The organism is Acidovorax soli (genome assembly GCF_900107605.1).
GTDB lineage: Bacteria > Pseudomonadota > Gammaproteobacteria > Burkholderiales > Burkholderiaceae_C > Acidovorax > Acidovorax soli.
Genome location: NZ_FNQJ01000005.1, coordinates 97,595 through 109,464 on the forward strand (window position 1 = coordinate 97,595; position 11,870 = coordinate 109,464).

The window sequence follows — 11,870 nt, forward strand, 5'->3', positions numbered from 1 at the left end:
TGTTCTCCGGCCTTCAGTGGCTGGTGCCCAGGTAGGCACTGATCACGTCTTCGTTGTTGCGCACTTCATCGGGGGTGCCGTCCCCGATCTTCTTGCCGTAGTCGAGCACGACCACGCGGTCCGAGATGTCCATCACCACGCCCATGTCGTGTTCGATCAAAACGATGGTGGTGCCAAACTCGGCGCTCACGTCCAGGATGAAGCGGCACATGTCCTGCTTTTCCTCGACGTTCATGCCCGCCATGGGCTCATCGAGCAGCAGCACCTGCGGCTCCATGGCCAGCGCCCGGCCCAGGTCCACGCGCTTTTGCAGGCCGTAGGGCAGCTGGCCCACGGGGGTCTTGCGGTGCGCCTGGATTTCGAGAAAGTCGATGATGTGCTCGACGAACTCGCGGTGGCGGATTTCCTCGCGCTCGGCCGGGCCGATGCGCAGCGCCTGCAGCAGCAGATTGCTTTTGATCTTGAGGTTGCGGCCGGTCATGATGTTGTCGATCACGCTCATGCCCTTGAACAGCGCCAGGTTCTGGAACGTGCGCGCCACGCCCATCTCGGCCACCTGGCGCGAGTTCATGTGGGCAAAGGTCTTGCCCCGGAAGGTGATGGAGCCTTCGGACGGCGTGTACACGCCGTTGATGCAGTTGAGCATGGAGCTCTTGCCGGCACCGTTGGGGCCGATGATGGCGCGGATCTCGTGCTCGCGCACGTTGAACGAGATGTCGGTCAGCGCCTTCACGCCGCCGAAGCGCAGGCTGATGTTCTTGACGTCCAGGATGACGTCGCCAATCTTTTTCTGGTTCATGGGCTGCTTTCCGGTGTCTCAGGCGGCGGCCTTGGCAGGCGCATGGGTCTTGGCGTCGAGAATCTTGAGCGTGGCGCTCACGCTGCCGGTGCGGCCATCCTCGAACTTGACCTGGGTTTCGATGAACTGCTCGGCCTTGCCCGTGTAGAGCGCGTCCACCAGCACGGCGTATTTCTCGGCAATGAAATTGCGGCGCACCTTGCGGGTGCGGGTGAGCTCGTCGTCGTCTGGGTCCAGTTCCTTGTGCAGCACCAGGAAGCGCGCCACCTGGGTGTCGGCCATGCCGGCCTCGGCGGCCAGATCGGCGTTGACCTGGGCAATGCAGTCCGCAATCAGCTGCAGCACCTGCGGCTTGGAGGCCAGGTCCACGTAGCCGCCGTAGGGCAGGCCCTGGCGCTCGGCCCAGTTGCCCACGGCTTCGTAGTCGATGTTGATGAAGGCGCACACCTGGTCGCGGTGGTGGCCGAAGCACACCACCTCCTTGATCTGCGGGAAGAACTTGAGCTTGTTCTCGATGTAGTTGGGCGCGAACATGGCGCCGCCATGGAGCTTGCCCACGTCCTTGGCGCGGTCGATGATGCGCAGGTGTCCGTCTTCATCGAGCACGCCGGCATCGCCGGTGTGGAAGTAGCCGTCGGCGTCGATCACCTCGGCGGTGGCGTCCGGGCGCTTGTAGTACTCCTTGAGCACCGACACGCCCCTGACCAGCACCTCGCCGTTGTCGGCGATCTTGAGCTCGATGCCCGGTGCGGCCTGGCCCACGGTGTTGAGCTTGACCTGGCGGTTCTTCTGGATGCACACGTAGGCGCAGGTCTCGGTCTGGCCGTAAAGCTGCTTGAGGTTGATGCCGATCGAGCGGAAGAAGCGGAACAGGTCGGGGCCGATGGCAGCGCCGGCGGTGTACGCCACGCGCAGGCGCGACAGGCCCAGCACATTGCGCAGCGGCCCATAGATGGCGATGTCGCCCAGGCGGTAGAGGATGCGGTCCGACAGCGCCACGGGCTTGCCGTCCAGGATGTCGGAACCCACGCGGCGGGCCAGGTTCATGCACCGGGCATAGAGCCAGCGTTTCGCGGGCGCGGCGTCTTCCATGCGGATGGAGACCGAGGTCAGCATGCCCTCGAACACGCGCGGCGGCGCGAAATAGTAGGTGGGGCCGATTTCGCGCAGGTCGATGTTGACGGTGCTGGCCGACTCGGGGCAATTGATGGTGAAGCCCGCCACCAGCCATTGCGCGAGCGAGAACAGGTGGTCGCCCACCCAGGCCGGGGGCAGGTAGGAGATGACGTTGTCGTTGGGGTTCAGTCCATCGACTTCTACCCCGCCTTGCGCCGATGCGATGAAGCTGGCGTGGGTCTGGCACACGCCCTTGGGCTTGCCGGTGGTGCCCGAGGTGTAGAGGATCACCGACACATCGTCGGGCTGGTTCCTGGCCACCATGGCATCCCAGGCGCCGGGGTGCGCGCGGTCCCATTCGGCGCCCAGGGCCAGGAGCTTTTCGGTGCTGATCAGGCCGGGCTGGTCGTAGTCGCGCAGGCCGCGCGGGTCGTCGTAAATGATGTGCGCGATGCCGGGCAGGGTCTCGCGCACTTCCAGCAGCTTGTCCACCTGCTCCTGGTTTTCGGTGAAGACAAACCGGACCTCGGCGTCTTCCATGACGAAGGCCATCTCGGATGCCACGGCATCCTGGTACAGAGGAATGGGAATACCGCCCAGGCTTTGTACGGCAATGAAGCCCATGTAGAGGTGGGGGCGGTTGTCGCCCACCAGCGCGAGGTTCTGGCCCCGCTCCAGTCCGAGGGCTGCCAGGCCGCAGGCCATGTGGCGCACGGTTTCGGCGGCCTCCTGCCAGCTCCAGGTTTGCCAGATGCCGTATTCTTTTTCGCGCAGCGCCGGGGCCGTGGGGCGCTCGGCGGCATGCTGGAGCAGCAGTTGCGGGAACGTGGTCTTCATTCCGGTTCCTAATAAGGGTGGTGTCAGCCCGGTGGCTGCCGGGCGCGCTGCAGGCTGGGGCAGTGCATTGGGTTCCATGCTAGGACGGGCTTTGACGCTGGCATGTCTTTCGGACGACAATTTGCGGGAAAGTCCTCATGGGGTTGAACCCTTGATGCCCGGTCCAACGAAAGCAACCGACTCTGCACCGCCCCGAAGACACGCGCATGACCCACGATCTGTCCCTGCACCAGCGCCGCCGTCCGCCCACCGAAGCAGAACTGGACGATATCCCGTGGCTGGCCCCGCTGCTGCCCGCAGAACGCGAGCGCGCCGTGGACTCGCTGCGGGTGGGGGACGCGAAAGCGGGCGACTTTGTCTGCCGTCTCGGGCGGCCGGTGACCTACTGGTTTGGCGTGGTAGAGGGCCTGCTCAAGATGAGCAACGACAACGCCCAGGGCCAGACCATGACCTTCACCGGCGTGCCGCCCGGCGGCTGGTTTGGCGAGGGCACCGCGCTCAAGCGCGAGCCCTACCGCTACAACATCCAGGCCCTGCGCAAGAGCGTGGTGGCGGGGCTGCCGATCGACACCTTCCACTGGCTGCTGGACCACTCCATCGGTTTCAACCGCTTCGTGATGAACCAGCTCAATGAGCGCCTGGCCCAGTTCATTGCCGCGCGCGAGATCGACCGGCTGAACAACCCCGATGTGCGGGTGGCGCGCAGCCTGGCCTCGCTGTTCAACCCCGTGCTGTATCCCGGCGTGGGCGAGGTGTTGCGCATCACGCAGCAGGAGCTGGCCTATCTGGTGGGGCTGTCGCGCCAGCGGGTCAACGAGGCCCTGGCGGCGCTGGAGCGGCAAGGGGCCATTCGCATCGAATATGGCGGGCTGCGGGTACTGGATCTGTGCGCCTTGCGGTCCAGCATCTTTCAGCGGAAAGAAGCCGGGTAGCTGTCGCATTGCGCGGCCTTTGCCGGCCGGTGATTTTTTGGCCTGGCAGGCGCGCCAGGCTCAGCGCCATGGGGCAGCCTGGCTTGGCAGGCGAAAATACGCACATGTCTTCTTCCCGCCCCCGCCCGCCTGCCGGCCCCGCTGCCGCCCCCGCCTCCGACGCGGGCGGCCCACCCGCTTCTGTGCCTGCAGCGCCCGCAGCCGCCCCCGCGCGCGCCGTGCTGCGCCGCCCCACCGTGGCGGCCAAGGCAGCGCCTGTCCGGCCTGCCCCGCCGCCCCGGCCCTCCAGGGGCCCCGCGCCCCCCAACTACCGCACGGCGTCGGGCCCGTTTGTGGCACCGGTTCGCCAGGCGCCCGTGCGGGCGGCCCCTGCAGTCGCTGCCAACGGGCTGGTCACGTCCCGCCTGAACAAACGCATGGCCGAGCTGGGCCTGTGCTCGCGCCGCGAGGCCGACGACTGGATTGCCCAGGGCTGGGTCAAGGTCAACGGCGAGGTGGCGGAGATGGGCCTGCAGGTCACGGCCGCCGACCGCATCGAGGTGGACAAGGTCGCCCAGGGTTTTCAGGAACAGCGCGTCACCATCCTGCTGCACAAGCCCATGGGTTATGTCAGCGGCCAGGCCGAGGACGGCCATACGCCCGCCGTGGCACTGATCAACCCGCGCACGCACTGGCGCGATGATCCCAGCCGCATCCGGTTTTCGCCGCCGCAGCTGCGCGGACTGGCGCCCGCCGGGCGGCTCGATATCGACTCGGTGGGCCTGCTGGTGCTGACACAGGACGGCCGCGTGGCCCGCCAGCTGATTGGCGAGGACTCCACGATCGACAAGGAATATCTGGTGCGCGTGGTTTACGAAGGGCCCGGCCAGGCCGCGCCACGGCACCCCGGCGAGCGCAGCGCACCACTGCAGGAAATCAACGAACGCGACCCCGTCAGCACCAACGTGCAGGCGGTGTTTCCGCCCGAACTGCTGGCGCGCCTGCGCCACGGCCTGAGCCTGGACGGCCAGCCGCTCAAGCCGGCCAAGGTGGAGTGGCAGAACCCCGAGCAATTGCGCTTCGTGCTCACCGAGGGCAAGAAGCGCCAGATCCGCCGCATGTGCGAGCAGGTCGGCCTCAAGGTGGTGGGACTCAAGCGCATCCGCATGGGCCGCGTGGTGCTGGGCAACCTGCCTGTTGGGCAATGGCGCTACCTGGCGCCGGGCGAGCGGTTCTGATGCGTTGAATGCTGCAAAAAAGTGAGCTGATGGCGCATGCCATTGGGCGGTTCCAGAGGGAAATTTCTCCTTCAGGTAAAAGCGTCACACGCTCTCTTTTTTGACAGTGCTGCCGGCCGCGCTGCGTGCCAGGAGGCGTTCCAGTCCCCGGCCCCCGGCCCGCATGAGCTGGTCGTGGTTCCAGCGCAGCAGCGGCCGGGTCAGCGGTGCGAGGCGGTTCAGCCAGACGCCGGTGGTGTGCACCTGCCAGTCGAAGCAGACGGTGGTCTGCCCCTGGGCATGGCCCAGGCGGCAGCGGCCCATGCCCACGAGGTCGCCACAGGCCCGCCCCTCGATCCGCTGTTGCGGGCTGATATCCGTGACCCGGGCGTTGAAGCGCAGGTGCAGGGGCAGGGCGCCGCGGCAGGTGTAGCGCCGCAGCGCGCCCAGGCCCTGGGCATCGCCGGGCTCCAGGGTCACGCAGTCCATGCCCGGCCACCAGGTCGACCAGTGCTCCGCATCGACGATGGCGTTCCATACGGCGTCCAGCGGTGCGTCAAAGCCCCAGCGCGTGGTCAGGCGGTAAACGGTGGCGGAAGGTGCGCGCATGCGGGGCGAATGCTCAGGGGGTGAAGAAATGCTCGGGAAATCGCACGTCGATTTGCGCATCGCCCATGTCCACGCTCTCCAGCAGGCCCGCGTTGGCCGCGAAGCTGTCCATCCGCAGCGGGAACAGGGTGTCGCTGGCCAGCCATACCCGATAGCGCTGCACCGTGTCCGCGCCGCCGCCGGGCGGCCCGGTGATGTCCAGGGCGGTCGCCGGCTGGCCGGCCCACGCCGCCGCGTCCGGTGGCAACATGCTGCCGCGCTGGCGCAGCGCCAGCATGTTGCCCAGCAGCACGCCCACATCCGAGCGATCGACGCGGTGGCCGTGCGGGTTGTGCAGCAGCGGATGGTCCGGCGCCAGGTCCAGCGCCGGCCAATGGCCCAGGCCGAAGGGCCACAGCCGCACGCGCCGGGTGTCCGGGGCATAGACCAGCATGGCACCCCGGTGCGGCTGCTCGAATTCCATGCGCACCCACCCCGGCTTGCGGTAGAAGTAGCGGATCACCTCCTGCACGCCCGCGCCATGGGTGGAGCGCAGCGTGACCTGGTAGCTCTGCAGTGCGCCAAAGCGGGCTTCGGCGTCGGTCAGCGGGTCGGCCATGCCATGCGCGGGCCGCGTGGTGGTCGGAGGTCGGTGCGGGGCTCAGTCTTCCTGCCCGTTCGACAGCAGGCTCCGGTAGATCAGGGCGCCAATGGCCGCACCCAGGAGGGGGGCCACCCAGAAAACCCAGAGCTGGCCCATGGCGATCTCGGGGCCGAACACGGCCACGCCGGTGGAGCGTGCGGGGTTGACGGAGGTGTTGGTCACGGGAATGGAAATCAGGTGAATCAAGGTCAGGCACAGGCCGATGGCCAGGCCGGCGAAGCCGCTCGCGGCCCGCCGCGCCGTGGCGCCCAGGATTACGATGAGGAAGATGGCCGTCAGCACCACCTCGATCACCAGCGCCGACACCAGCCCGTACCCGCCGGGCGAATGTGCGCCATAGCCGTTGGTGGCAAAGCCGCCCAGCTCGGCGCCGGGCTTGCCGGTGGCAACCGCGTACAGCACCGCCCCTGCCGCGATGGCGCCCAGCACCTGGGCAATGACATAGCCGGGCAGTTCCGACGCCTTGAAGCGCCCGCCCACCACCAGACCCAGCGAAACGGCCGGGTTGAAATGCCCGCCCGAGATCGGGCCGAGCGCGTAGGCCCCGGTAAGCACCGTCAGGCCAAAGGCCAGCGCCACGCCATGAAAGCCGATGCCAAGTTGCGGAAAGGCAGCGGCCAACACCGCGCTGCCGCAGCCGCCAAAGGTGAGCCAGAACGTGCCGATGAATTCGGCGGACCATTTCTTGACGTTGCTGTCCATGGTGATACTCCCTGGAAGAAAAGTGTGGTGGCGGTATTGGCGGCAGCCAGCTCTGCTTGCGCAGAACCGCACCACAATAACCCTAAATGTTGAAAAAGACGAGCGATGGCCTCATTTGGCAATGAATTGTCAAACGTTGCATCCATCCTGAGCCCGTGCGGCCCGGTGGGGGTGGGCTTGCTTGGCACGCCGGCCCTTGCGCGCTATGGATAATTTGCCCCGCGCCCCCAGCTACGGGCCGTTCCCCTTTTTCATTGATGGCACCAGAAACCGACACCATGAGCAAACAAACCCTGTCTTTCCAGGCCGAAGTGGCCCAGTTGCTGCACCTTGTCACCCATTCTCTGTATTCCAACCAGGAAATCTTCCTGCGCGAGCTGGTCTCCAACGCCTCCGATGCCTGCGACAAGCTGCGCTTTGAAGCGCTGAACAACAACGCCTTGTACGAAGACGCCCCCAACGTCGAAGTGCGGGTCACCTTCGACAAGGCAGCCAGGACGCTGACCATCACCGACAACGGCATCGGCATGAGCGCGCAGGAGGCCATCGACCACCTGGGCACCATTGCCAAGAGCGGCACCAAGGACTTCATGGGCAAGCTCTCGGGTGACCAGAAGCAGGATGCCCAGCTCATCGGCCAGTTCGGCGTGGGCTTCTATTCGGGCTTCATCGTGGCCGACAAGATCACCGTGGAATCGCGCCGCGCGGGCCTGAAGGCCGACGAAGGCGTGCGCTGGGTGAGCGGCGGCAGCGGCGATTTCGAGGTCGAGACCATCACCCGCCCCGCGCGCGGCACCAGCGTCATCCTGCACCTGCGCGACGATGCCGAGGAATACCTCAACGCCTGGAAGCTCAAGCAGGTCATCGCCAAATACTCCGACCACATCAGCCTGCCCATCCTGATGGAAAAGGAAGAGTGGAAAGACGGCGAGCTCATCAACCCCAATGACGAAAACGGCGGCCGCCAGCCCGGCGGCATGGTCAAGACCGGCGAGTGGGAAACCATCAACAAGGCCAGCGCCCTGTGGACGCGCCCCAAGAAGGACATCACCGACGAGCAGTACGCCGAGTTCTACAAGACCATCAGCCACGACCACGAGGCCCCGCTGACCTGGGCGCACAACCGCGTCGAGGGCAACACCGAATACACGCAGTTGCTCTACATCCCCGCCAAGGCCTCGTTCGATTTGTGGAACCGCGACAAGAAGGCCGGCGTGAAGCTGTATGTGAAGCGCGTGTTCATCATGGACGACGCCGAGGCGCTGATGCCCAGCTACCTGCGCTTCGTCAAGGGCGTGATCGACTCGGCCGACCTGCCGCTCAACGTGAGCCGCGAGCTGCTGCAGGAAAGCCGCGACGTGCGCGCCATCCGCGAGGGCAGCACCAAGCGTGTGCTGAGCATGCTGGAAGACCTGGCCAAGCACGACCGGCATGACACCACGCAGAATGCCGATGGCGTGACCGATGTGGTCGATGCCGACGACAAGGCCAAGGAAGGCAAGTACACCGCGTTCTACAGCGAGTTTGGCGCCGTGCTGAAGGAAGGCCTGGGCGAAGACTTCGGCAACCGCGAGCGCCTGGCCAAGCTGCTGCGCTTTGCCAGCACCAGCAGCGACACCCTCACTGTGGGCTTTGCCGACTACAAGGCGCGCATGAAGGAAGGCCAGGAGGCCATCTACTACATCACCGCCGACACCCTGGCGGCCGCCAAGAACAGTCCGCAGCTTGAAGTCTTCAAGAAGAAGGGCATCGAGGTGCTCTTGATGACCGACCGCGTGGACGAGTGGGCGCTGAACTACCTGCACGACTTTGACGGCACGCCGCTGCAAAGCGTGGCCAAGGGCGCGGTGGACCTGGGCAAGCTGCAGGACGAAGCCGAGAAAAAGGCCGCAGAAGAAGCCGCCGAAGCCTTCAAGCCCGTGCTGGCCAAGCTGAAAGAGGCGCTCAAGGACAAGGCCGAGGACGTGCGCGTGACCTCGCGCCTGGTGGATTCGCCCGCCTGCCTGGTGGTGCAGGACGACGGCATGAGCACCCAGCTCGCCCGCATGCTCAAGCAGGCCGGCCAGCAGGCCCCCGAAACCAAGCCGGTGCTGGAGGTGAACCCCGAGCACGCGCTGGTGAAAAAGCTCGACGGCAGCGTGCACTTCCACGACCTGGCGCACATCCTGTTCGACCAGGCCCTGCTGGCCGAAGGTGGCCTGCCCGAGGACCCGTCGGCCTACGTCAAGCGCGTCAACGCGCTGCTGGCGTAAGCCGCACCGCGCAAAGCCTGGCCATGCTGACCTTGTCGCGAGCACTGCCCTGCGTCGCACTGGTGCTGGCCGCCATGCTGTCGGGCTGCGGCTCGGTGGGCGCCGGCGTGGGCATTGGCATCCCCGTCGGCCCCGTCTCCGTGGGCGTGGGGGTGGGCAGTGGCGGGGTCAGCGCCGGCGTGGGCGCCGGCGCCGGGCCGTTGGGCGTGGGTGTCGGCGTCAACCAGCGCGGGCAGGTGGTGGGCGGCGCGGGCGTTGGTGCATCCACCGGCGTGGGCGGCGCCCGCGTTGGTGCAGGCGTGGGCACATCGACCGTGCTGCATGACCCGCAGCGGCCTGCAGCGGCCCCCGATATCCCCGCCGACGCACCCGCGCCAGCGCCCGACCTTGACCAGATCCAGTGGCGCGACTCCAGCGGCCGGATCGTGCCTGCCTGCAGGGTGCACGGGGGCTGCTGAAGCAGCCAGCGCTGCAGGTATCCCCTAATGGCATGGGGCGCCGCGTTCCCCCAACATCGTCTCCTTGATGACACAAACGGAGACGGCACATGAAGACCACAACCTTGCTGGCCACCCTGGCCCTGGCCCTGGGTGCCACCGGGCTCGCGCAGGCGCAAACCGGCGCCGCTGCCAACAACTACCCCAGCCGACCCATCACCCTGGTGGTGCCGGCTGGCGCAGGCGGCGGCACGGACGTGGTGGCGCGCGTGCTGGCGGACCAGCTGGGCAAGCGCCTGGGCCAGGCCGTGGTGGTGGACAACAAGACCGGCGCATCCGGCATGCTGGGCACCCAGGCCGTGGCCCGCGCCGCGCCCGATGGCCATACGCTGCTGGTGGCCTATTCCACGCCGGTGTTCTATGTCCACCACATGTTTGCCAAGGTGCCCTACGACATCCGCAAGGACTTCGAGTTCATCACCCAGCTGGCGTCCACCAGCCTGGTGATGATGGTCAACGCCAACGTGCCGGTAAAAAACATGAAGGAATTCATGGCCTGGGCGCAGCAAAACAAGGGCAAGGTCAACTACGGCTCCTACGGCCAGGGCTCGGCGGGCCACCTGATGAGCGCCTACCTGAGTGATTCGCGCAAGCTGGACATGACCCACGTCGCCTACAAGAGCGAGGCGCCGCACATCCAGGACCTGGCGGGCGGCGTGGTGCCCTGGGGCCTGGGAACCGTCGCGGCGGCCCAGGGCGTGATCAAGGATCAGCGCGTGCGGCCGATCGCCATCTTTGGCCCCCGGCGCCTGGCCGACATGCCGGACGTAGCCACCATGGCCGAGCAGGGCTTTCCTGACGCCGAATTCAACACCGTCGCCTGGTTCACCCTGCTGGCGCCCGCCGGCACCCCCAAGCCCATCTTGCAGCGGCTGGAAAAAGAGACGGTGGAAATCATCCATTCCACCGCCATGAAGGCGCGCTTCCAGGTCTTTGGCCTGGAGGGCGTGCCAGGCGGGTCGGCCCAGTTCCGCAAAGACTTCGACGCCGTAGACCCTGTGATCCAGAAGCTGGTGAAAATCTCCGGCGTCAAAATGGACTGATCGGGCGCGGTGTTGGTAATGGAGAGGGCAGGAAGCATGTGCAGCGGAGTCGCTCTTGGCCGCATCCCGCCTTCCATGCCTCACCCCACCAGCGGCTCCTCCTGCATCGCCTCGATCTGCTCGTGCAGCATGTCCACCTGGCCCTTCCAGTAGTCGCTGCTGCCAAACCACGGAAAGTTGATCGGGAAGATCGGGTCTTGCCAGCGCCGGGCGAGCCAGGCGCTGTAGTGGATCAGGCGCAGCGTGCGCAGCGGTTCGATAAGGGCCAGCTCGCGCCGGTCAAAGCTGCGGAACTGTTCGTAGCCATCGAGCAGGGCGCCGAGCTGGTGCGTGCGCTGGCGCCGGTCGCCCGACAGCAGCATCCACAGGTCCTGCACGGCCGGGCCCATGCGGGCGTCGTCCAGGTCCACAAAGTGCGGGCCGCCGCGCCCCCATTCATCCAAGGGCGTCCACAGGATGTTGCCGGGATGGCAGTCGCCGTGCAGGCGCAGCGGGGTGGCGTCTTGGAGGCCAAAGGGGCCTGCGGCGGTGGTATCGCCTGCGCTGCCAGCAATCAAATCAAGCGCTTTTTCGCAAGCGTCGCGCCAGGCCGATTGCACGTCGAGCGGGATCAGGTCGTGCGCCAGCAGCCAGTCGCGCGGCTCGGTGCCGAACTGGGCAAGGTTGAGCGCGGTGCGGTGGGTGAAGGGCTGCGCCGCACCCACGGTGTGGATGCGCGCCAGAAAGCGGCCAATCCATTCGAGCACCTCGAAATCGTCCAGCTCGGGCTGGCGGCCGCCGCGCCAGGGGCTGACCGAGAACATGAAGCCGCCGTGCGGGTGCAGCGTGCGCCCGTCCAGCACCAGCGGCCCCACGGCGGGCACCTCGGCGGCCATGAGGTCGGCGGCGAAGGCATGTTCTTCGAGGATCTGCGCCTCGCTCCAGCGGCCGGGGCGGTAGAACTTGGCGACCACGCGTTCGCCGTCTTCCAGCGTGACCTGGTAGACGCGGTTTTCGTAGGATGACAGCGCCATCAGCCGGCCATCGCCATACAGGCCCACGCTGGCCAGCGCGTCGAGCACGGCGTCGGGGGTCAGGGTGGCAAAGGGGTGCGCACCAGGCGCTTCGGGGGAAATGTGCATCGGGCCATTGTCGCCCGGCCGCAGTGGCCCCACCGCGGGCATGGCAGGGCGCCTGGCATGACCAGAATCTTGGATAAATGGGCTCTGCCACCCGATGGCATTGCGCAAGAAGCTCTATTTTTA

The 11,870-nt window shown here is 66.7% G+C and carries 11 protein-coding genes; 5 read left to right on the forward strand and 6 right to left on the reverse strand.

Annotated features, from left to right (window positions below; all coding sequences use genetic code 11):
- Nucleotides 1-13: 13 nt before the first annotated feature.
- Nucleotides 14-799: an ABC transporter ATP-binding protein gene (locus BLW02_RS06165; protein ID WP_092697496.1), complete on the reverse strand. Its 786-nt coding sequence runs from the start codon at nt 797-799 to the stop codon at nt 14-16.
- An 18-nt stretch (nt 800-817) separates the two neighbouring features.
- Nucleotides 818-2,752 carry an AMP-dependent synthetase/ligase gene (locus BLW02_RS06170; protein ID WP_092697497.1) on the reverse strand — a complete coding sequence of 645 codons (1,935 nt, stop codon included), beginning with the start codon at nt 2,750-2,752 and terminating at the stop codon, nt 818-820.
- A gap of 206 nt (nt 2,753-2,958) precedes the next feature.
- On the opposite strand from BLW02_RS06170, the gene BLW02_RS06175 reads away from it, so the two are divergent.
- Nucleotides 2,959-3,684, forward strand: a complete 726-nt coding sequence (locus tag BLW02_RS06175) for a Crp/Fnr family transcriptional regulator (RefSeq protein WP_092697498.1) — start codon at nt 2,959-2,961, stop codon at nt 3,682-3,684.
- Nucleotides 3,685-4,100: 416 nt separating this feature from the next.
- Entirely contained in the window at nt 4,101-4,901 is an 801-nt protein-coding gene (locus BLW02_RS06180) for a pseudouridine synthase (protein WP_425285648.1), read from the forward strand.
- A gap of 84 nt (nt 4,902-4,985) precedes the next feature.
- Here the strand turns inward: BLW02_RS06180 and BLW02_RS06185 are convergent, their stop codons facing one another.
- Genes BLW02_RS06185 through aqpZ form a run of 3 tightly spaced genes read right to left on the reverse strand, consistent with a single transcriptional unit; the run spans nt 4,986 to nt 6,834 of the window.
- On the reverse strand, nt 4,986-5,489 hold the full coding sequence (locus BLW02_RS06185) for an SRPBCC family protein (RefSeq protein WP_092697499.1): 504 nt from the start codon (nt 5,487-5,489) through the stop codon (nt 4,986-4,988).
- A 13-nt stretch (nt 5,490-5,502) separates the two neighbouring features.
- The gene (locus tag BLW02_RS06190; protein WP_092697500.1) at nt 5,503-6,087 is read right to left on the reverse strand and encodes a hypothetical protein; all 585 of its coding nucleotides are present in this window, start codon (nt 6,085-6,087) and stop codon (nt 5,503-5,505) included.
- 42 nt (nt 6,088-6,129) lie between these two features.
- Nucleotides 6,130-6,834, reverse strand: a complete 705-nt coding sequence (aqpZ, locus tag BLW02_RS06195; RefSeq protein WP_092697501.1) for an aquaporin Z — start codon at nt 6,832-6,834, stop codon at nt 6,130-6,132.
- A 278-nt stretch (nt 6,835-7,112) separates the two neighbouring features.
- Between aqpZ and htpG the strand changes: the two genes are divergently transcribed.
- The 3 genes from htpG (at nt 7,113) to BLW02_RS06210 (ending at nt 10,626) form a co-directional block, all read left to right on the forward strand.
- Nucleotides 7,113-9,086 (forward strand): molecular chaperone HtpG, encoded by a 1,974-nt coding sequence (htpG, locus tag BLW02_RS06200; protein WP_092697553.1) that lies wholly within the window; start codon nt 7,113-7,115, stop codon nt 9,084-9,086.
- 23 nt (nt 9,087-9,109) lie between these two features.
- Nucleotides 9,110-9,544, forward strand: a complete 435-nt coding sequence (locus tag BLW02_RS06205; protein ID WP_092697502.1) for a hypothetical protein — start codon at nt 9,110-9,112, stop codon at nt 9,542-9,544.
- 89 nt (nt 9,545-9,633) lie between these two features.
- Entirely contained in the window at nt 9,634-10,626 is a 993-nt protein-coding gene (locus BLW02_RS06210; protein ID WP_092697503.1) for a Bug family tripartite tricarboxylate transporter substrate binding protein, read from the forward strand.
- Between the two features lie 80 nt (nt 10,627-10,706).
- On the opposite strand, the gene BLW02_RS06215 is transcribed toward BLW02_RS06210, so the two are convergent.
- Nucleotides 10,707-11,747 (reverse strand): serine/threonine protein kinase, encoded by a 1,041-nt coding sequence (locus BLW02_RS06215; protein ID WP_092697554.1) that lies wholly within the window; start codon nt 11,745-11,747, stop codon nt 10,707-10,709.
- Between the last annotated feature and the right edge of the window lie 123 nt (nt 11,748-11,870).